The sequence below is a fragment of the Curtobacterium sp. MCBA15_008 genome (assembly GCF_001865065.1).
In the GTDB taxonomy this organism is placed as follows: Bacteria; Actinomycetota; Actinomycetes; order Actinomycetales; family Microbacteriaceae; genus Curtobacterium.
On the sequence record NZ_MJGN01000075.1, the window covers coordinates 70,954 to 89,632 of the forward strand.

The following is an 18,679-nucleotide window of genomic DNA, read 5'->3' on the forward strand; positions in this document are numbered from 1 at the left end:
TGTCCGCCGCGACGATGAACGGGTGAACAGAGCCCGCGCCATCCTCCGCCGCTACCCGCACACCATCGCGCTCGCGACGGTGCTCGCACTGGTCGTCGGCGGCATCGCGGTGGCCACCGCGGCGATCGGGAGCTCGCACGACCGGGCGACCGCCGCGGACGCGCGCTGCACGGCGGAGTCGCTCGCCGGACGATGGGACACCGGCCAGCTGTTCCTCGACGCCCGTTCGGTGCGCACCGGCAAGTCCGTCCTGACCGTGCGCGGGGACGAGCCCACGCAGACCGGCAGCACGATGAAGCTCCTCACGGCTTCCGCGGCGTTGAGCGCGCTCGGCCCGGACCGCCGCTTCACGACCCGGGTGGTGGCTGGCTCGACCCCGGGGAGCGTCGTGCTCGTCGGCGGTGGCGACCCCACGCTGAGCCGGCTGCCGAGCGGGCAGGACGGCGTCTACCCGGGTGCTCCCCACCTGGACGACCTCGCACGCCAGGTCCGCGCGGCGCACCCCGGTCCGATCGACGTCGTGCAGGTGGACACCGGGTTGTTCGACGGTCCGGCGTGGCACCCGACCTGGACGCAGAGCGCGCGGACGAGCGGGAGCGTCTCGAACATCACCGCCCTGATGGTGGACGGCGATCGGGACGACCCCACTGACGCGTACTCGCTCCGAGGCACGGCCGCGGTCGCTCGGGCGGCGTCGGCGTTCGCCGCCCTGCTCGGTCCGGACGTGCGGGTCGACACGACCTCGGTCGGGGTGCCGTCGGGTGCGACCGCGCTCGGCTCCGTCCGCTCGGCGACGGTGGCGGACCTGGTCGGGACGCTGCTCACGCACTCGGACGACACCCTCGCCGAGGTGCTCGCCCGGCACGTCGCCGTCGCGGAGGGCACCGGCCGGTCGTTCGACGCGATCCAAGCCGGCACGACGAAGGCCCTCCGACACGTCGACGTGCCCACCACCGGCCTCCGGCTGGTCGACGGGTCCGGGCTCAGCCCGGACAACCGCGTGTCGGCGTCGGCCCTGACGAAGCTGATGCGGACGGTCGCCGAGCACCGCCACGGACTCGCTCCGGTCGACGCGGGGCTGGCCGTGGCCGGGAAGACCGGCACCCTCGCCGAGCACGGGCGCTTCACCGGTGCGGCCGCGGACGCCCGCGGTCACGTCCGTGGGAAGACCGGGACGCTCGACGACATGTTCGGCTTGACCGGCGTCACGGACGAGGTCGGCGGCGACCGGATCGCGTTCACCGTCTTCGCCGAGGGCACCGCCGACCCGACAGCTCGGAAGGACATCGACACCCTCGCGGCCGCCCTGTGGCGCTGCGGCGGCAACGCGGGCTGACCGGCACGGTGCGGGGAGCCCGCGACGGCGGTACGCTCCGGCGCATGCACGCGATCACCCTGGCCGTCGCCGACGTCGCACGATCGGCAGACTTCTACCGTGCCCTGCTCGGCATCGACGGCAGCGGGGTGATCGGCACCGAGTACCCCGCCACCGAGACCGAGGCCGGCGGCACCACCGCGATGTTCACCCTCGACGACGGCTTGATCGTGAGCGTCTACGGCCGGGACGACATGGCCAAGGACGGCGGCGTCCGCCTGGCGAACGAGCCGAGCAGCACGATCGGGCACTTCGTGGACTCCCGCGAGGCTGCAGACGCGTTCCTCGACCGGGCACGAGCAGCGGGTGCGACGATGCTCGCGGCGCCGTACACGCGACCGTGGGGCATGTACTCCGGCTTCTTCCAAGACCCGGACGGCCACCTGTGGGAGGTCGTCGCGAACCCCGGCGGCGGCGACCCCGCGGACGCGGCTCCGTCGGACAGCGGCACGCAGGACGACGTCGACCCCGAGTCCGTCGAGTAGCACCGACGGCACGAACGGGGGATGCTCAGCTGCGTTGACCGTGCCCTATGGTGGCGACGTGGACCACGGGCGGGCAATCCTCGGAGCGAGCACGGTCGGGGCGGTCGTGCTGGCGGTCGGTCTCGGGGTGGCGATCACACCGGGCGGCGCGCTGTCGACGGAGGCCCTCGGTGGTGGCGTCTGCGGGACGTACCCGGACGACGCGACCGCCGCTTCGGCGTGGTTCCTCACGTCGTTCCGCAACGACACCGGACGGGGCGTGCGGGTGCGCGACGTCCGAGCCGTGGACGTGCATCGCGTCACGCTCTCCCACCTCGCCATCGCCACGAGTCCGCGTGCCGACAGCCCTGGACTCATCGTCACCACCAAGCCAGATCTGCCACGCCAGTACGGCCCCACGGTTCCGGTCGACTCGGGATTCGTCGTGCCGGCCCACGGGGAACTCGACGTCGTCGGCCGCATCGTCCTGCGTGACGGCGCTGACGCGGGGCGTGTCCACGGCTTGGTCGCGACCACGGTCGGACCGCTCGGGACGATCCGGACCGTGACCGACCCGGAGTCCTTCGGCGTCGGTATCGGCGAGGGCCACGACGAGTCCGACATCGGCTGCACCGGCGCCTGAGCCGGCAGGTCCCGCTACACCCCGAGCAACTCCGCGACCTCGAGCCAGCGCTCCTCGAGCTGCTCGATCTCGGCCTCGTGCGCCGCGAGCTCCGCCTGCAACGCCCCGAGCCCGGCGTAGTCCGACTGGTCGTGCGTGGCGAAGGCGTCGAGCAGCTTCTTCCGGTCGGCACCGACCTTCGCGATCTTCCGGTCGAGCGCCGACATCTCCTTCTCGGCCGTCCGGCGCTCGGCACCCGACAAGCCGGAGGCCGCCGCGGCCGATGCGCCGGAACCAGCCGACGCACTGGAACCGGCCGTGGCACCGGCCGAACCGGTCCCGCCTGCCGTGTCGGGCCTCCCGGCAGACGCGGCGGCAGCCGCTGACGCGGTCCCGCCACCGGTGCCGGCCGCCCGGAGCCGCATGTACTCGTCGACGCCGCCCGGCAGGTGCCGGAGGTGCCCGCCGAGCACCGCGTACTGCTGGTCGGTCACGCGCTCGAGCAGGTACCGGTCGTGGGAGACGACGAGCAGGGTGCCGGGCCAGGTGTCGAGGAGGTCCTCCATCGCGGCGAGCATGTCGGTGTCGAGGTCGTTGGTGGGCTCGTCGAGGATGAGCACGTTCGGCTCGTCGAGCAGGATGAGCATGAGCTGGAGCCGGCGCTTCTGCCCACCGCTGAGATCGCGAACGGGCGTCGAGAGCTGCTCCGACGTGAAGCCGAGCCGCTCGAGCAGCTGCGACGGCGTCATCTCCTTGCCGTCCGCCACGTAGCTGGTCTTCTTGCGCGCGACGACCTCGCGGACGCGGTCGTCCGCGAACTGCGCCAGGTCGGCGAGCTGCTGGTCGAGCACCGCGACCTGCACGGTCTTGCCGGTCTTCACCCGGCCGCTCGTCGGCTGCAGCCGACCCGACACCAGGTTGAGGAGCGTCGACTTGCCCGCGCCGTTCGGGCCGAGGATGCCGGTCCGCTCCCCCGGTGCGATCCGCCACTCGATGCGGTCGAGGATCTCGGTGTCGTCGAAGGAGACGCTGACGTCGAGCAGGTCGACGACGTCCTTGCCGAGGCGCGCCGTCGCCGTCTTCGCGAGCGCGACCGTGTCGCGGATCGGCGGCACGTCGTCGATGAGCGCGTTGGCCGCGTCGATGCGGAACTTCGGCTTGCTCGTGCGGGCCGGGGCGCCGCGGCGGAGCCACGCGAGCTCCTTGCGGGCCAGGTTCTGCCGGCGCTGCTCGCTCGCCGCGGCCTGCCGGTCGCGCTCGACGCGCTGCAGGATGTAGGCGGCGTACCCGCCCTCGAACGGGTCGACGATGCCGTCGTGGACCTCCCACGTGTCGGTCGACACCGCGTCGAGGAACCATCGGTCGTGCGTCACGACCACCATGCCGCCCTGGTTCGACGACCAGCGGCGGTTGATGTGCTCCGCGAGCCACTGGATGCCCTCGACGTCGAGATGGTTCGTGGGCTCGTCGAGGAACAGGACGTCCCAGTCGCCGACCAGCAGCCGCGCCAGCGCGACGCGGCGACGCTGCCCGCCGGACAGCTCGTCCACGCTGACGTCCCACGGGATGTCCGACACGAGTCCGCCGATGATGTCGCGGATCTTCGGGTCACCCGCCCACTCGTGCTCCTCGCGGTCGCCGACGACGACACTGCCGACGAGCTCGCCCGCGGGCAGGATGTCGCGCTGGTCGAGGTACCCGACCGTCAGACCGCGGCGGTGCGTGACCCGCCCGCCGTCCGGCTCGAGTCGCTGGGACAGCAGGGCGAGGAGCGTCGACTTGCCGTCGCCGTTCCGACCGACGACACCGATGCGGTCACCCTCGTCGATGCCGAGGGTGACGCTGTCGAAGACGACCTTGGTGGGGAACTCGAGATGCAGGTTCTCGGCGCCGAGGAGATGTGCCACCCGTCAAGGGTAGGCGGCTGGGCGGGCGGGTGGGTGCGGTGGCGCTCTGGTGGGCTTCGAGCCACGTTTCCGACATCGAACCGACGCTGGCGGGTGGCGCGACGTCAGACGCGTGGTTCGTCACGCGGACAGGGTGCCGGGCAGGCGGCCTGGAGGCGCGGCTCAGCTCCCCGGGGTCGGCTCGCCCTCGCCGGCGGCCTCCTTGGCACGGCGCAGTCGCGCCTGGGCCTCCCAGTACTCGATCTCGCGCTCGAGCTCGGCGAGCTCCTGCTCGGTCACGGTGACGCGGTTGTCACCGTGGGCGGCACGGGCGTGCCCGAGGCTCGCGTACTGGTCCTCGTGGCGCCGCGGCTCGAGGTAGCGGCCGTGGTTCCGGTCACCGGGGGCCCAGTCGTGCCCGACGGCGAACCACACGATGCTGCCGACGACGGGCACCAGGATCACCAGGAACACCCACGCGACCTTCGGGAGGCCGCGCACTTGGTCGGCGCCCTTGGTGAGGATGTCGATCAGGGCGAAGACCAACAGGACGATCGAGGCCCCGTACAGCAGCACGCTCATGAGCAGCGAGTCTATGGATCGGCTCCGAGCCGCCGCTACGCCCCGAACGCGTGCCGCGGTTGCGATCCGGCAACGGTCTCCTGCGGGGTCACACAGGTGCTCGATCGAGGTACCGCCGGGCGAGCGCGACGTCGCGGAGCGCGACGACCACCGGCACGGCCCAGAGCGTCGCGACGACCGCGTAGAGGGGCCAGAAGGTCACGCCGGACACGGCGATCCCGGTGAAGACCAGCAGCTGCCCTGCCGCGGCCGGGATCGTCAGGCCGCCGGCCGTCTGCATCGCGGACGCGCGGACGACGTCGACGCGGTCCGCCGGGGCCTGGACGCGCCCGCGGATCACCCGTTGGACCGCGGACCGTTCTCGCGGTGTCAGGTGCTTCGTCACCGGGGTCAGCTCCGGGTGCCGCGACCGTGCACGAACGGTGCGGACGACGTCCACGAACACGAGCACGACCCCGACGCTCGTGCCGACGATCGCGGACACCCAACGGCCGGTGGAGTCGGGTGCGGAGGCGAGCGCCGTCCCCACGAGTGCGACCACGGCGACCGCCAGCACGACGGCGACCACCGGGAGCGAGGGGCGACGCGGAGCAGGGTGCCTGAGCACCAGGCGTGCCTGGTGCTCAGCGAGCGTCCATCGCCACTCGGCCTGCGGTGCGGTGTCGGTCATCGGGTCCGACTCAACCACGTCGAGTGAGGATCCGTCAGAGGGCCGCGACCCACTCGTCGGTGCCGTCGGCGAAGCGCTGGTGCTTCCAGATCGGCACGCGCTCCTTCACCAGGTCGACCAGGGCACCGCACGCCGCGAAGGCCTCGGCCCGGTGCGGCGACGACACGGCTGCGGCGAGCGCGACGTCCCCGATGCCGAGCGCCCCGACCCGGTGCAGCACGGCGATGCGGACCTCGGGGTGCGCCTCCGCGATGTCACGGGCGACCGCGGCGATGACCTCACCGGCGCTCGGGTGCCGCTCGTAGTCGAGCGCGTTCACGCCCTTGCCGCCGTCGTGGTCGCGGACGACACCGGCGAAGGTCACCACGGCGCCGTCCTGGTCGGTGGCGACGACGGCCGAGACCTCGTCGACGGTGATCGAGCGGTCGACGACGTCGGCGAGCACGACACGGTCGCTGGCGGGGGCCGCCCCGGTCACGACGCGCTCCGGGGCGCGTGGCCCTCGCCGTGCACCTGGGCGAGCACGTGGTCGAGCAGGCCGTCGAGCACGTCCAGCCCGTCGGCGACGCCGCCGCGCGACCCCGGCAGGGTGACGAGCAGCGCCCCGCCACCCGTGATCCCCGCGACGCCCCGGCTCAGGAGCGCCGTCGGTCCGGCCCCCGCGAGCCCGCGACGGCGGATCTCCTCGGTGATGCCGGGCAGGTCGAGGTCGATGAGCGGCGCCACGGCCTCGGGAGTGCGATCGGTGGGGGTGACCCCGGTGCCGCCGGTGGTGATGACGACACGTGCGTCGCCGAGGAGTTCGGCCGAGACCGTCTCGGCGATGGGTCCGCCGTCGGGCACGACGACCGGGTCGCCCACGGTGAAACCACGGTCGCGCAGCCAGGCGGCGATGACGGGTCCGGTGCGGTCGAGGGCGGGATCGGTGGACGCCTGGGTGGACACCACGACGACCCCCGCTCGGCCCCTGGTCGGTTGCGAGGTCATCGGTTGCTCCAGTCCCCGGAGCGTCCGCCGTGCTTCTCGAGCACCCGGACGTCCGTGATCGATGCCGTGCGGTCGACGGCCTTCACCATGTCGTAGACGGTCAGTGCGGCGACGCTCGCGCCGGTGAGCGCTTCCATCTCGACGCCGGTCCGCGAGGTCGTGCGCACGGACACCTCGACGACGACCCGGTCGCCCGCGCCCGTGATGTCGACCTCGACGCCGGCGATCGGCAGCGGGTGGCAGAGCGGGATGAGGTCGGAGGTCTTCTTGACGGCCATGATCGCGGCGATGCGGGCGGTACCGATCACCTCGCCCTTGGGCAGCGAGCCGTCGAGGATGCGCGCGACGACGTCCGGCCGGGTGACGAGGGTCGCCGTGGCGGTGGCCGAGCGGGCGGTGACGTCCTTCTCGGAGACGTCCACCATGTGGGCGCTGCCGTCGGCCCGGACGTGGGAGAGCTGCGGTTCGGTCATCGGATGATCCAGACGGTCAACGGGTCTCCGGGTTCGACGGTGACGGTGCCGACCGGCACGTGCACGAGGTGCGTGGCGGCGGCGTAGTGGGCGAGGAGGTGGGAGCTCGGACCGCCGACGAAGTGCACGCGGCCGTCCTGCACCCGGCCGCGACGGACCTGGTGCTTGCCGGCGGGCGAGGTCGCGGCGTCGGCGGATGGCAGCACCTGGACGGTGCGGTCGTCCGTGACCCCGGCGTCGGCCGCGAGGACCGGACGGAGGAACACCTCGAACGAGACGAGGGCGGAGACCGGGTTGCCGGGGAACGAGACCACGGGCACGGGGCGTCCGGCGACCGTCACGGTGCCGAACGCCTGCGGCCCGCCGGGCTGCATCGCGACCGGGGTCACGGCGAGCCCACGGGGCTCGAGGGCCTGGCGGACGACCTCGTACGCCCCGGCGCTGATGCCGCCCGTGGTGAGCACGAGGTCGGCCCAGTCCCCGACCGCGTCGTCGAGGGCTTCGAGGAACGCACATTCGTCGTCGGGCACCCGGACGGCCCGGGCTTCGACGCCGACCTCGGCGAGCGCCGCCCGCAGTGCGATGCCGTTCGCGTCGCCGATCATCGCGGAAGCGCCGTCGGGGCCCGCACCTGCACCGTCTGCCCGCAGCTCCGACCCGGTCGACACCACCAGGACCCGCAGGCGTCGGACGACCTCGACGGCGGCGACCCCCGCCGATGCGAGCGCGCCGAGGAGCGCCGGCGTCACCGGGGACCCCGCTGCCGCGAGCTCGGCGCCCTGCGGCAGATCGGTCCCGGTGCCACGGACGAAGGTGCCCGCCACGAGGTCGTCCGGAACGGGCACGTCGGTGAGCTCCAGCGCCGCGGGGAAGGAGCCCGGCACGGTTCGCTCCACCGGGAACACCGCGTCGGCCCCGACCGGGATCCGTGCGCCGGTCATGATCGGCGCTGCCGTGTCGATGTCGAGCGGCGGCGGGACCAGCCCGGCGGGGATCGGCGCGACCACCCGCACGACGCGCCCCGCGTCGGCGGCGCGGACGGCGAAGCCGTCCATCTGGCTGTTGTCGAACGGCGGCAGGGGAACCGGTGCGACGACGGCCCGTCCGAGCACCCGGTGACCCCGTCCGGCCCCGGCATCGGTCGCGAGGTCATCGATGCCCCGTGCCTCCAGGTCGGACCCGTGTCTGCCGGACAGGACCGGCGCGACGAGCGCGGCGATCACGTCGCGGTGTTGACCGATCGTTCGCACGCGGGCCTCCGAACAGGTGGGAAGTGTGCCGCTCCCGGTTCGTACCGGGGCGGTCTCAGTAGCGTAACCAGCGCGCAGAACGCGCCGACGACCATTCGGAGGACCTGTGGAGAACGACGTGACCACGACCGGAGCTGTGGACGAGACCGTGGGCATCGGGGTGATCGGCGGTTCCGGCCTCTACGAACTGTTCGAACCGGGCACCGCGGACGAGGTCGACGTCGACACCCCGTTCGGCCCCACGTCGAGCCCGATCAGCATCGGCACGATGGCCGGCAAGCGTGTCGCGTTCCTCACCCGGCACGGCCGTGAGCACTCCGTCGCCCCGCACCGCATCAACCACCGCGCGAACCTGTGGGCACTGCGGTCGCTCGGGGTGCGCGCCGTCGTCTCGTCGAGCGCCGTGGGCGGGCTGCACCCGGACTACGCGCCGGGGACGTTCGTCGTCACCGATCAGCTCGTCGACCGGACGTGGGGTCGCGCGGACACCTTCTTCGAGGACGCCGTCCAGCACCTGTCCTTCGCCGACCCGTTCGACCCGGTCCTGCGACGGGTGGCCGTCGCTGCGATCGAGCAGCTCGACGTGCCGTTCCGGCCGACGGGCACCTGCGTGGTGATCCAGGGCCCGCGCTTCTCGACCCGCGCCGAGTCCCTGTGGATGCGCCAGGCCGGCGGCCACACCATCAACATGACGATGACGCCCGAGGTGCCGCTCGCGGCTGAACTCGGCATCGGCACGGTGAACCTGTCGTTCGTGACCGATGCCGACGCCGGGCTGGCCCCCACCGAGCAGGAAGCGGCCGACGCCGGCGAGGCCCCCGTGACCCACGGGATGGTGATGGAACGCCTGGCCCGTGCGAACGAGGTCATCGTCCGCGCCATCGGCTCGATCGTCGCCGCGATCCCCGACGACTACACGCCGCGTGAGCTCGTGCCCGCCGCAGCGAGCGCCAGCGTGGCCGGCGGACACGCCACCACCACCGGAGCCACCGCGTGACCCGCCTGCTCGTCACCGGCGGCGCCGGGTTCATCGGCTCCGCGATCGTCCGCCGCGCCCGCGCCGAAGGCCACGAGGTCCGCGTGCTCGACTCGCTCCGCGACGACGTGCACGGCGACCCGTCCGAGATCGTCCTCGCCCACCAGCAGCAGGGCATCGAGTTCGTGCACGGCGACGTCCGTGACCGGATCGCCCTCGACGCGGCCCTCGACGGCGTCGACGTCGTGTGCCACCAGGCCGCCAAGGTCGGCCTCGGGGTCGACTTCCAGGACGCCCCCGACTACGTCTCGTCGAACGACGCCGGCACGGCGCACGTGCTCGCCGGGATGGACCGGCTCGGCATCGGACGGCTGGTGGTCGCGAGCTCGATGGTCGTCTACGGCGAGGGCGCGTACACGACCTCTGCCGGGGAGCCCGTCCGGCCGCCGGCCCGCCGTCGCGAGGACCTCGACCAGGGGCGCTTCGACCCGATCGGCGCGGACGGGCAGCCGCTCGTGCCCGGGCTGATCGACGAGTCCGCGTCGCTCGACCCGCGCAACGTCTACGCGCAGACCAAGGTCGCGCAGGAGCACCTCGCGTCGAGCTGGGCGCGCGCCACGGGTGGTCGCGCCGTCGCGCTCCGGTACCACAACGTCTACGGTCCGGGAATGCCCGCGAACACCCCCTACGCCGGTGTCGCCTCACTGTTCCGCTCGGCTCTGGCCCGCGGCGAGGCCCCCCGGGTCTTCGAGGACGGCCGCCAGCGTCGTGACTTCGTCCACGTGGACGACGTCGCCGGGGCGAACGCCGCGTCGATCGCCGCCACCGCCGATCTGCCGTCCGAGTCCTTCCGCGCCTACAACGTCGGCTCCGGTGTCGTGCACACGATCGGCGAGATGGCCGCGGCGATCGCCGGCCCCGACGGCCCCCAGCCGGTCGTCACCGGCGAGTACCGGCTCGGCGACGTCCGGCACGTCACGGCGTCGTCGGACCGGATCGCGGCGGAGCTGGGCTGGCGCGCCGAGGTGGACTTCGAGCGCGGCATGCGGGAGTTCGCGACGGCCCCGCTGCGCGCGGCGGTGCAGTAGCAGCGCGGCACCGGACCGGACCACCCGTCGGACGGGAGGCGCGTGGCGAGTCGACCCGCGCCTCCCGTCCGCCACCCGCTGCGTCCACCGCTCCCCCGCGTCCTCGTCGGGACCGCGTCGGGACCGCGAGATCGCACTTCCGCGGCGCACCCACGCCCAGGACGCCGCCGGAGTGCGATCTCGCCGAACGACCGCCGAACGACCGCCGAACCACCGCCGGCCGGACCACGGCCGGACCGCCAGCCGGCCCGACCAGGCCGACCCGCTGCCCGCCGCGTCCCCACAGCAGTGGACGCCCTGTCCCCCGATCAGGGGGAACCACGCGTACCGAGTGCGCAGAACGTCCAGCGGGGGACGTCGTTCCTGTACCCCGCGGCGCCGCGACGTGTTGGCTCGAAGGCATGGAACGACAGCCGGCCGCCGACGAGACCGACCGATCGCCCGCCGCGACGCGCGCGGAACGGCCCGACACCAGTCGGTCCGCACGAGGGCACCGAATGGCAGTCATGAACGTCGACGTCATCCTCCCCTGTCTCGACGAGGCCGATGCCCTCCCCGAGGTCCTCGGCCGCCTGCCCACCGGCTACCGGGCGATCGTCGTCGACAACGGCTCGACCGACGGCTCCGCCGACGTCGCCCGCGCACACGGCGCACTCGTCGTCACCGAACCCGTCAAGGGGTTCGGCTCGGCCTGCGCCGCCGGTGTCGCCGCCGCGACAGCCGAGTACGTCGCCTTCTGCGACGCCGACGCCTCGATGGACCCCGCCGAACTCGTCCCGCTGGTCGCACGTGTCGCGACCGGCCACACCGACCTCGCACTCGGTCGTCGCGTCCCCACCACGCCCGGAGCATGGGCGCCGCACGCCCGCTTCGCGAACCGCGTGCTCGCCGTCCTCATGCACCGCGCCACCGGCTACAAGCTGCGCGACCTCGGCCCGATGCGCGTGATGCGCCGCGAGGACCTGGTCGCCCTCGACCTCCGCGACCGCCGCAGCGGCTACCCGCTCGAGATGGTCCTCGCCGCCCACGCGGCGGGCTGGCGCGTCGACGAGTCCGACATCGGGTACGCGCAGCGCATCGGTGACAGCAAGGTCACCGGCACGCTCCGCGGCACGATCAACGCCGTCAAGGACATGTCCCGCCTGCTCCGCACGTACCGCCGAGCGGCGCAGACCGCCAGCAGGGAGGCACGGGGCCGCATCGTCGCACCGGCACCCGTCGGGCAGTCGGCCGGGTCCACCCCGGAGATGGCCGCCTCGACGACGGACGGTGCGCGCTCGTGACCGCCGACATCACCGTCGCGGTGGTCGCGAAGGAGTGCCTGCCCGGCAAGGTGAAGACCCGGCTGACGCCGGCGCTGACCCCCGAGGGAGCCGCCCGTGTCGCCGCGGCGAGCCTCGCGGACACCCTCGCGACCGTCCGAGCCCTGCCCGCCGCACGCCGCGTCCTGTTCTTCGACGGCACCGTCCTGCCCGAGGGGGCAGACGGCTTCGATGTCATCCACCAGACCACCGGCGGGCTCGACGAACGCCTCGGCGCGCTGTTCGACGCCGTCGACGGCCCGACGCTGCTGGTCGGCATGGACACGCCGCAGTGCAGCGCCGCCGACGTCGCCCCGGTGTTCGAGGACCCGTCGCGCGACGCCTGGTTCGGTCCCGCTGAAGACGGCGGCTTCTGGTCGCTGTACCTGCGTGAGCCGAACGGCGCGCACCTCCGGGGCGTCCCGATGTCGCAGGACGACACCGGAGCCGTGCAGCTCGCACGTCTGACCGATGCCGGCCTCGACGTGGGCGTCCTCGGGGTCCTGCTCGACGTCGACACCGTGCCCGATGCCGAGCGCGTCGCAGCACTCGTGCCGGACTCCCGGTTCGCCGGGGCCCTGCGCGCCGAAACCGTGGGGAGCCCCCGATGACCATGCACGCACCAGTCTCGTTCGGCGCCGGCGGCGGCGAGCCCTACGCCCGCGCGCTCCGCACCGATGGCCGGATCCGCCTGACCGACCCCGAGCGCCCGGACGCCGAGGTCACGCTTGACGTTGGCCGCTGGAGCGCCGCTGCCGACCGCGTCGACCGTTCGCTCCTCGACGGCGCCGACGGCCCCGTGATCGACATCGGCTGCGGGCCCGGGCGGATGCTCGTCGCCGCGCAGGCGCTGGGCATCCCGGCGCTCGGCGTCGACGTCTCCGCCGAGGCAGTGGCGATCGCCCGGCGCTCCGGCGGCACCGCACTGCAGGGCTCGGTGTTCGAGCCGGTCCCCGACGAGGGACATTGGGACACCGCACTCGTCATCGACGGGAACATCGGCATCGGCGGCGACCCTGCAGCCCTGCTCGCCCGGTGCCGGGAGATCGTGCGCGAGGGCGGCCGAGTCATCGTCGAGACGCACGTCGACCACGAGGCCGACCGCACCTTCACCGCCCGCGTCGTGGACGCCGACGGCCACCAGAGCGCCGGGTTCCCCTGGGCCGAGGTCGGGGTCGACGCGCTGCTCGAGCACGCCGAGCGCGCCGGGCTGACCGCGCGTCAGAGCTGGACGGCCAGCGGCCGGACGTTCTGCGAGCTGCTCGCCTGAGCCTTCCTTCTTTTGCGTGATGCAAAAGTAGAAGGTAGGCTGGGTGTCATCAAGCCGACGGCGTCGCGGTCGCCGGCCTGGTGACCGACGACCCTCGGCACGACGACGAGGAGCACCCATGCAGAACCGTCAGAACCCCCTGGGCGGCGCCTACGTGACCGGCCTCGAAGCCCGCGACGAGCTCGGCGGCTACGCCGTCACCGCAGCCTGGCGCCCGATCGGTACCTACACCGGGACCGGCATCGGCCGTGCACTCGGCCGGTTCGTCGACACGCAGTTCCGGCGCCCCGGCACCGCGACGTCCTCGACGCGCACCGCGACCGGTTCGCTCCGCACCGCGACCGGATCGTTCCGCACCGCCTGAGGCACTGCCTCCCCAGACCGCGAGCGGTCGTCCTCCCGGGGTCTCCCCCTTTCACTCCGGGCTGGACGGCCGCTCGCTTGGTTCGGTGCGGGTGCCGGTCAGCCCTCGTGTCGACTCACGCCGGCACTCGCCCGGAGTCGCACTCCTCGCTCACCAGTACATTCGTCGACCCACGGCCCCGACTCCGCCATCGGTTGCTGAATGAGTTGCGGCGACCACTCGGCGGGATGCAGTCGTGCCCACTCGAGCGCACGGAGAAACCGATCCTGTGTGTCCGGTGCCTGGTCGCCCAGCCATCCTCGCGGCCGATCGTTGTAGGGGAACTCCCACATGAGGAATCGATACGCGACGTCTTCTCCGAGATCAATGAGTCGAACCGTTGCCCGGTCCCCTGAGGGCTCCTCCTGACGATCATTGCCCTCCCATGTGATCCCTGCGCTGTCGAGCGGACTTCCGCGCTCGGGCCCGCTGGCACATCACACCGCCCCGCCCAACTGATCACGCTGATCAAGGTCTCCCAGTGACGCGGTGTTCCTCCTGACACGTTCCCGGACCTTGATCAGCCATGAACGGGTCGATTCACCAGTATCAGCGAGGGGATCGAGGCCCGAATCTACATGCACGAGGAACGCGTCTGCCAGGGCTTCGGTTTCGAGTGCACTCAAGAGATAGTCGAGTTCCGTTTGCAGCTCTTGGTTGCCTGCCAGGTCAGCATCGTCGACGTCTTGTACGAGTACTGACTCCACATCGGGCCAGTCGAGTCGCCAATCGAAGTTGAACTCCGCCCCGAGCAGCGACGTCATCCTCGGTGCGTGACGGACCACATCTCGGTAGAAGGCCTCGTCACTCACAGAGCACCCTCGCGGTCCGTTCGCGTCTGCACTCGCGCGTGAAGCGTACGGAGCCACTGTCTCGGCTCCCGCATGGCATCGAGCTGCGGGGAGAACCCGGACGCATTCACTGAGATGAATCTCAACACGTCCGCATCGGTGTGCAAGTGTTCGATCAGCAGCGCTGAGTCAGCGTCGAGCTGTGATATCTGCGGGGAGGGTGCGTCATCGATTGCGGCTCGCCAAACGTCCTCCGCAGAGTCCCAGTCGTCTTGCCAGTCTTGGTGAAAGGCACCACTCAAGATCGAGGAGATTGCAGGGGTTCGAGCCTTCAGCGCTTCGAAGTCCATGTCCACCTTCAACGAAACCGGCTGGAAAAAACCGTGTTGTGGCACGGGTGGGCGAACCGCCCTTGCCGCAACCCACCGACGCATGCGCTACGGAGTGAAGTCGAGTACGTTTGCCGAACTTCGCTCGCACGTTCAACACTCGTGAAGTAGGACTCTTTCGGCATAGCGCCCAGCTGATGGACCGTGTCATCCCGCATCTCCTTCTTTGATCGCGCAGTTCTTCTCAACGCGATCCCGCAGCTCAACCATCCACGTGCGCGCAGACTTGCCGAGGTCCGCCTTCGGCGAAAGCCCAGAGCCGACGAATTTGAAGAATTCGTCCGCGACACCTTCGGTCGGCAGAGCATCCAACAAGTAGTCCAGTTCGTCTCGGTACTGCTCGTTCTCAGAGTACGACGCACCGTCGAGGTCATGAACCAGGACAGACTCGACATCCGGCCAATCCAGCTCCCAGTCGTAGTTGAACTCCGCAGCGAGAAGTGATTTGAATTCAGGCGCACGAGCCGCAACCTCCCTGAAGAATTCATTGTTCTCCACGGTCTATCGACGCAACCGGTGCGAGACAGCCAGCAACCGCTCTCGGCCGCTCATTCCTGGGTCGACGCGCTGACTGATGCCCGCCTGTCTTGCACGGATCACCTCGTCGATCCCATCCTCCGAGCGCGCAGCGACAAACGCCTCGATCTGTTCCGCACGATCCAAGCGTATGTGACTCGGCTCGTCGTCGAGCAAGTCTTCGTAGACTTCTTCAACAGCGTCGTAGTCCTCTCGCCAGTCTTGGTTGAAGACCGCGCTGAGCAGGTTCCGGACGAGCGGATGCTTCGACAATTCGGCTCGGTAGTCCATTTCCTACCTCTGCTCGCTTGGCCAGCCTCAAGCACACAAGCGCGTTGCACACCGACTCACAAGTCGGCGAGGACAGCCGGTGCCGCCCGGAGCCAACTACGTACCCCTTCCGGGAAGTCCCGATTGAAGTCAACATCGACGTCGAATGAGATCAGGTACTCCTCGGCTTCTTGCTCGGAATGAAGCTGATTGAGCAAGAGCTCGATTTCTTTTGCTACACGACCACGGTACTCTTGGTCGCGCTGACCGAAAGCCAGCATCAAAGTCTCGTTCGCGGTCCGGTCCTCGTACCATTGTTGATAGAACAAAGCACTGAACATATTAGTTAGCTTGGGCGTTCTCCGCCTGATCTCCGAGTATTCCGTCATTTGATCGTCCCGTCAGGATAAGCGCTGATCATCCGGTACCCGAGTGTACTTCTGGCATCCTTCACCAAGACAACGGTCATAGCACGAATATCGGACTGCATCTGTCCATCAACCTTTCCGAAACCGATCGACTCTTTGAACTTAATCGATTCAATAAATGCATCATCATCACCATCCAGCCACCGCTGAATGTCCTCACGTTTGTGTTCGAGGAAGCCTGCCAGGAGTTCATCGACATCACTCGTCGCACCAGAAAACGCCGTCGCTCGCGGTTTCGGGGAATCGCGCAGGTCCTGCCAGGTGAAGTGTGTGCCGGTCACCGGGTTCACAACGTGGCGTGAAACGACGTGGGCACCGCGCGCGTCAGCGCCTGTAACGCCGCCCTCGCGAAGGAAGGCGCTTGGGTCGAAGCGTTGCGAGACGAGCTGCTTCCCGGAGTGTTCTCGGGCGAAACGAGCCAACTCTTCGTTGAGGAGGCGTTCGAAAGAACTCCCGCTCGGGTCCAAGCTCTGATTCGCGGAAGCACGCGTCACCATGTCGTGCAGCGCGTCGACGTCAGTGGCGGACGCACCGGACTTCAGCCACTTCTCCACATCCGAACGCAGCGCATGTTGACCCGCTCGATCCAGGTCGCCCAACAACTTCTCGGCGCGGGCCGCGCGAGCACCGAACGCCTCGGGGCCGATCGCGGCCGACCCGAGCACCGACGCGCTCGCTCCGAGCGCCAACCCGGGGTTGTCCCACGCTCCAGACGCCCATTTCGAGGCCGCGTCGCGCGCCTCGCTCTGCGCCCGTCCCGCGAACCCGTTCGGGTCGAGCAAGCCCCATCCCCAGGCGAGCGGGTTGACGAGCATCTCGAACGACACTGCTCCGTGTGCCGCACCCTTCCACGCCGAGCCGAGGTTGCCCCAGCTCCAGTCCCCGCTGTTGTCCCAGCCGCCGAGGTGCGTGAGACCCAGGATCGTCGTCAGGATGTCGTCCTTGAAGCCGTCCTCGAACTGTTCCGCCCAGGACTTTCCCTTCGCCGTTCCCACGCGAGACCAGGGGAGGTCGATGCCCCGCTCGTTGAGATCGCTCTCGGAGGGCGCTCTGTACGCCTTCTTCACGCTGGCGCCCGCGGCACGCTTGATCGCGAGCGCGCACTCGGCTTGGGCGGCTTGCAGCAGTGCCACCTGTTCGTTGATCTGCCGGACGAGCTCGTTGTTCTGCAACAGCGCGCCGGGGTCGTCGTACCACGGAACGGTCTCCGTCTCGCCGTCGTACTTCCCCGGGTCGTAGGCGTCCCATTCGGCGGCGGACTTCGGGATGGGGACCTGCTTCGCCCGGGTGACGCCGTCCTCGACGTCGGCGACGAATGCCTTCGCCTCCTTCCGCAGGACGTCCAGCTGCTTCTTCGGGCCAGCCGCCGTGCTCGCGTAGGTCTCCAGCGCCGCGGCCACCTTGCGGGCGATCCCGCCGATCGTGTGGACGTCCTCGGTCACCGGGTCCATCAGTGCGAACACCTGGTCGGACTCCGGCGCTTCGTACACTCCGGACAGTTTCTGCCACTTCGCCGGCAGGTCGTCGGCGACGGTCTTCATCGACGTGCCGCCGGTCTTGATGCTGTCGGCGCCGGTCGAGACCGCGACCAGGTCGAGATCGGCCCCGGGGATCCCGGCCGGGTTGACGAGACCGTGGTCGCCGTACGCGACGCCGCTCACCGCTGGCGCTCCGCTGCCTGGACGAAGAACGAGACGTCGTGGGTGTCCGCCGCGGTCACGCCGGCACGCTGGGCGTTCGCGGCCATGTCCAGGTCGCCCGCCTTGTAGGCGTCGACCGCGTTCGTGACACCCTGCACCCCGCCGATGAGGCGGTAGGTCACCTGGTCCACGTTGTCCTGCGTCTTCGTCAGGAACGCGCCCAGCGCTTCGTTCACCACGTCACCCGCACCCCCGGCGACCTCGGCGACCCCGCCCTGCACGGACTGCAGCGCGCTGGCGGTGCCGTTCACCGATCCACTGACGTCGTGCAGCACGGTCTGGACCCCGGCCAGGTCGATCTTCCACCCTTGCGCACTCATCGTTCTCCCCCCGTCCGCGTGCCATCGTCGCGGTTCCCGCGGTCCCGCAGCAAGTCCTCGGGATGCATCGCATCTGCTCGGAGATCACCGAGCCGCCGACCAAGTCCGGCAGCGGCGGCCCACCGATCGCGTTCGGTGCCGTGGAACCAGATCACGAGGCCGGGTGCGTGCGCCGGACCGACGAGGTGTCCGCCGAGCTCGCGTCGGCGCTCGAGCAGGCCGCGGGCGCGCGCCACGCGCGCACCGGAGAAGACCCCGAGCGGCGCTGGCGGCCCCGCGATCGCCGTGTCCACGACGCCGTCGGCCCGGCCACGGCTGGTGGAGAACAGGGCTGACTGCGGATGGCGACCGAGCATGACGGCCTGGAGGCCCGCCTCCAGTCCGTCACGCACCCCACGGAACCCGTCGGTGCGGTCGAGAGCGTCCGGTACTGCGACCGTGCAGCGGAGCGTCTCGAAGACGGTCCGCGGGCCGCGCTCCACGGTCAGCACGCCGCCGACCACTGCTCCGTGGGTGCCCGTGACCACGAAGGTGGCCGCCCGCGGCGACCGACGCTCCGCCATGGCCGTCATCAGCGCAGGCTCGAGCGGCGGCAGCCCCTCGGCGAGGGAGGAGGCGACGTCGACGTCGAGCGCCCGTGCGAGGAACCGCGCCGGGGTCGCGCCGAGGGCGATCCCGGGTCGCGCGGCGTGCTCGATCGTGAGGTCGACGTGCAGTCGGTGCCCGACCGGGCCGCGCGCGGCATCGTCGGGGCACTCGGGCTTCCAGCGGAATCCGTGCTGGGCGAGCAGGTGCAGCGCCGCCCAGGAGATCTCGGCACCGGCCGCGGTGTGCAACGTCGCAGCGTCGCCGGCATGCACGGCGGCGAGCAGCGCTGCGTCCGCGCGGATCGTCTCCCCCATGCACCCGACCCTACCG

The 18,679-nt window shown here is 70.9% G+C and carries 24 protein-coding genes; 9 read left to right on the top strand and 15 right to left on the bottom strand.

Features of this window, described 5'->3' with window-relative positions:
• Positions 1-22 precede the first annotated feature (22 nt).
• The 3 genes from BIU96_RS18555 to BIU96_RS18565 are packed head-to-tail and all read left to right on the top strand — an operon-like array spanning position 23 to position 2,482.
• The gene (locus BIU96_RS18555; protein ID WP_254786246.1) at positions 23-1,336 is read left to right on the top strand and encodes a D-alanyl-D-alanine carboxypeptidase/D-alanyl-D-alanine-endopeptidase; all 1,314 of its coding nucleotides are present in this window, start codon (positions 23-25) and stop codon (positions 1,334-1,336) included.
• A 44-nt stretch (positions 1,337-1,380) separates the two neighbouring features.
• Positions 1,381-1,860 carry a VOC family protein gene (locus tag BIU96_RS18560; RefSeq protein ID WP_139200150.1) on the top strand — a complete coding sequence of 160 codons (480 nt, stop codon included), beginning with the start codon at positions 1,381-1,383 and terminating at the stop codon, positions 1,858-1,860.
• Positions 1,861-1,918: 58 nt separating this feature from the next.
• Positions 1,919-2,482, top strand: coding sequence for a hypothetical protein (locus BIU96_RS18565; protein ID WP_071294083.1), 564 nt, complete (start codon positions 1,919-1,921; stop codon positions 2,480-2,482).
• A 14-nt stretch (positions 2,483-2,496) separates the two neighbouring features.
• Here BIU96_RS18565 and BIU96_RS18570 read toward each other — a convergent pair whose 3' ends face one another.
• The 7 genes from BIU96_RS18570 to BIU96_RS18600 all read right to left on the bottom strand — a co-directional run bounded on the left by BIU96_RS18570 (position 2,497) and on the right by BIU96_RS18600 (position 8,309).
• Complete coding sequence (locus tag BIU96_RS18570; protein WP_071294084.1) at positions 2,497-4,368, bottom strand: ABC-F family ATP-binding cassette domain-containing protein; 1,872 nt, start codon at positions 4,366-4,368, stop codon at positions 2,497-2,499.
• Between the two features lie 162 nt (positions 4,369-4,530).
• Positions 4,531-4,929: a PLD nuclease N-terminal domain-containing protein gene (locus BIU96_RS18575; RefSeq protein ID WP_083403081.1), complete on the bottom strand. Its 399-nt coding sequence runs from the start codon at positions 4,927-4,929 to the stop codon at positions 4,531-4,533.
• A gap of 88 nt (positions 4,930-5,017) precedes the next feature.
• Positions 5,018-5,599 carry a hypothetical protein gene (locus BIU96_RS18580; RefSeq protein WP_071294086.1) on the bottom strand — a complete coding sequence of 194 codons (582 nt, stop codon included), beginning with the start codon at positions 5,597-5,599 and terminating at the stop codon, positions 5,018-5,020.
• Positions 5,600-5,633: 34 nt separating this feature from the next.
• Complete coding sequence (locus BIU96_RS18585; RefSeq protein ID WP_071294087.1) at positions 5,634-6,077, bottom strand: molybdenum cofactor biosynthesis protein MoaE; 444 nt, start codon at positions 6,075-6,077, stop codon at positions 5,634-5,636.
• On the bottom strand, positions 6,074-6,586 hold the full coding sequence (locus BIU96_RS18590) for a molybdenum cofactor biosynthesis protein B (RefSeq protein ID WP_071294088.1): 513 nt from the start codon (positions 6,584-6,586) through the stop codon (positions 6,074-6,076). The genes BIU96_RS18585 and BIU96_RS18590 overlap by 4 nt, the downstream gene beginning before the upstream one ends.
• The gene (gene moaC, locus BIU96_RS18595) at positions 6,583-7,059 is read right to left on the bottom strand and encodes a cyclic pyranopterin monophosphate synthase MoaC (RefSeq protein WP_071294089.1); all 477 of its coding nucleotides are present in this window, start codon (positions 7,057-7,059) and stop codon (positions 6,583-6,585) included. Before moaC ends, BIU96_RS18590 begins: the two co-directional genes overlap by 4 nt.
• Positions 7,056-8,309: a molybdopterin molybdotransferase MoeA gene (locus tag BIU96_RS18600; protein ID WP_071294090.1), complete on the bottom strand. Its 1,254-nt coding sequence runs from the start codon at positions 8,307-8,309 to the stop codon at positions 7,056-7,058. The genes moaC and BIU96_RS18600 overlap by 4 nt, the downstream gene beginning before the upstream one ends.
• 118 nt (positions 8,310-8,427) lie before the next feature.
• Here BIU96_RS18600 and BIU96_RS18605 point away from each other — a divergent pair, with 118 nt between their 5' ends.
• From BIU96_RS18605 to BIU96_RS18630, 6 genes are all read left to right on the top strand, one after another.
• Positions 8,428-9,306: an MTAP family purine nucleoside phosphorylase gene (locus tag BIU96_RS18605; protein WP_254786248.1), complete on the top strand. Its 879-nt coding sequence runs from the start codon at positions 8,428-8,430 to the stop codon at positions 9,304-9,306.
• The gene (locus BIU96_RS18610; protein WP_071294091.1) at positions 9,303-10,373 is read left to right on the top strand and encodes an NAD(P)-dependent oxidoreductase; all 1,071 of its coding nucleotides are present in this window, start codon (positions 9,303-9,305) and stop codon (positions 10,371-10,373) included. Before BIU96_RS18605 ends, BIU96_RS18610 begins: the two co-directional genes overlap by 4 nt.
• Positions 10,374-10,870: 497 nt before the next feature.
• The gene (locus tag BIU96_RS18615) at positions 10,871-11,656 is read left to right on the top strand and encodes a glycosyltransferase family 2 protein (RefSeq protein ID WP_071294155.1); all 786 of its coding nucleotides are present in this window, start codon (positions 10,871-10,873) and stop codon (positions 11,654-11,656) included.
• Positions 11,653-12,285, top strand: coding sequence for a DUF2064 domain-containing protein (locus BIU96_RS18620; RefSeq protein WP_071294092.1), 633 nt, complete (start codon positions 11,653-11,655; stop codon positions 12,283-12,285). The genes BIU96_RS18615 and BIU96_RS18620 overlap by 4 nt, the downstream gene beginning before the upstream one ends.
• Complete coding sequence (locus BIU96_RS18625; protein ID WP_071294093.1) at positions 12,282-12,944, top strand: bifunctional 2-polyprenyl-6-hydroxyphenol methylase/3-demethylubiquinol 3-O-methyltransferase UbiG; 663 nt, start codon at positions 12,282-12,284, stop codon at positions 12,942-12,944. Before BIU96_RS18620 ends, BIU96_RS18625 begins: the two co-directional genes overlap by 4 nt.
• Positions 12,945-13,062: 118 nt before the next feature.
• The gene (locus BIU96_RS18630; protein WP_071294094.1) at positions 13,063-13,308 is read left to right on the top strand and encodes a hypothetical protein; all 246 of its coding nucleotides are present in this window, start codon (positions 13,063-13,065) and stop codon (positions 13,306-13,308) included.
• Positions 13,309-13,784: 476 nt separating this feature from the next.
• Here the strand turns inward: BIU96_RS18630 and BIU96_RS19620 are convergent, their stop codons facing one another.
• The 8 genes from BIU96_RS19620 to BIU96_RS18665 all read right to left on the bottom strand — a co-directional run bounded on the left by BIU96_RS19620 (position 13,785) and on the right by BIU96_RS18665 (position 18,663).
• The gene (locus BIU96_RS19620; RefSeq protein WP_139200151.1) at positions 13,785-14,159 is read right to left on the bottom strand and encodes a contact-dependent growth inhibition system immunity protein; all 375 of its coding nucleotides are present in this window, start codon (positions 14,157-14,159) and stop codon (positions 13,785-13,787) included.
• Positions 14,156-14,572, bottom strand: coding sequence for a contact-dependent growth inhibition system immunity protein (locus BIU96_RS20525; RefSeq protein ID WP_368072984.1), 417 nt, complete (start codon positions 14,570-14,572; stop codon positions 14,156-14,158). Before BIU96_RS20525 ends, BIU96_RS19620 begins: the two co-directional genes overlap by 4 nt.
• Positions 14,573-14,674: 102 nt before the next feature.
• Positions 14,675-15,025, bottom strand: coding sequence for a contact-dependent growth inhibition system immunity protein (locus BIU96_RS18640; RefSeq protein ID WP_071294096.1), 351 nt, complete (start codon positions 15,023-15,025; stop codon positions 14,675-14,677).
• A gap of 3 nt (positions 15,026-15,028) precedes the next feature.
• Entirely contained in the window at positions 15,029-15,334 is a 306-nt protein-coding gene (locus BIU96_RS18645; protein WP_071294097.1) for a contact-dependent growth inhibition system immunity protein, read from the bottom strand.
• A gap of 56 nt (positions 15,335-15,390) precedes the next feature.
• A complete protein-coding gene (locus tag BIU96_RS18650; RefSeq protein ID WP_071294098.1) occupies positions 15,391-15,702 on the bottom strand; it encodes a hypothetical protein in 312 nt (103 codons plus the stop codon).
• A complete protein-coding gene (locus BIU96_RS18655; protein WP_071294099.1) occupies positions 15,699-17,402 on the bottom strand; it encodes a hypothetical protein in 1,704 nt (567 codons plus the stop codon). The genes BIU96_RS18650 and BIU96_RS18655 overlap by 4 nt, the downstream gene beginning before the upstream one ends.
• Entirely contained in the window at positions 17,399-17,761 is a 363-nt protein-coding gene (locus BIU96_RS18660) for a DUF6507 family protein (RefSeq protein ID WP_071294100.1), read from the bottom strand. The genes BIU96_RS18655 and BIU96_RS18660 overlap by 4 nt, the downstream gene beginning before the upstream one ends.
• Entirely contained in the window at positions 17,758-18,663 is a 906-nt protein-coding gene (locus BIU96_RS18665) for a DUF6177 family protein (protein ID WP_071294101.1), read from the bottom strand. The genes BIU96_RS18660 and BIU96_RS18665 overlap by 4 nt, the downstream gene beginning before the upstream one ends.
• Positions 18,664-18,679: the final 16 nt, after the last annotated feature.

Bases quoted from the DNA above. Each gene is read 5' to 3' on its own strand.
- BIU96_RS20525 (WP_368072984.1), bottom strand. From the start codon at position 14,572: ATGCGTCGGTGGGTTGCGGCAAGGGCGGTTCGCCCACCCGTGCCACAA.
- BIU96_RS18665 (WP_071294101.1), bottom strand. From the start codon at position 18,663: ATGGGGGAGACGATCCGCGCGGACGCAGCGCTGCTCGCCGCCGTGCAT.
- BIU96_RS18560 (WP_139200150.1), top strand. From the start codon at position 1,381: ATGCACGCGATCACCCTGGCCGTCGCCGACGTCGCACGATCGGCAGAC.
- BIU96_RS18645 (WP_071294097.1), bottom strand. From the start codon at position 15,334: ATGGACTACCGAGCCGAATTGTCGAAGCATCCGCTCGTCCGGAACCTG.
- BIU96_RS18615 (WP_071294155.1), top strand. From the start codon at position 10,871: ATGGCAGTCATGAACGTCGACGTCATCCTCCCCTGTCTCGACGAGGCC.
- BIU96_RS18625 (WP_071294093.1), top strand. From the start codon at position 12,282: ATGACCATGCACGCACCAGTCTCGTTCGGCGCCGGCGGCGGCGAGCCC.
- BIU96_RS18590 (WP_071294088.1), bottom strand. From the start codon at position 6,586: ATGACCTCGCAACCGACCAGGGGCCGAGCGGGGGTCGTCGTGGTGTCC.
- moaC (WP_071294089.1), bottom strand. From the start codon at position 7,059: ATGACCGAACCGCAGCTCTCCCACGTCCGGGCCGACGGCAGCGCCCAC.
- BIU96_RS18660 (WP_071294100.1), bottom strand. From the start codon at position 17,761: ATGAGTGCGCAAGGGTGGAAGATCGACCTGGCCGGGGTCCAGACCGTG.
- BIU96_RS18630 (WP_071294094.1), top strand. From the start codon at position 13,063: ATGCAGAACCGTCAGAACCCCCTGGGCGGCGCCTACGTGACCGGCCTC.
- BIU96_RS18650 (WP_071294098.1), bottom strand. From the start codon at position 15,702: ATGACGGAATACTCGGAGATCAGGCGGAGAACGCCCAAGCTAACTAAT.
- BIU96_RS18575 (WP_083403081.1), bottom strand. From the start codon at position 4,929: ATGAGCGTGCTGCTGTACGGGGCCTCGATCGTCCTGTTGGTCTTCGCC.
- BIU96_RS18580 (WP_071294086.1), bottom strand. From the start codon at position 5,599: ATGACCGACACCGCACCGCAGGCCGAGTGGCGATGGACGCTCGCTGAG.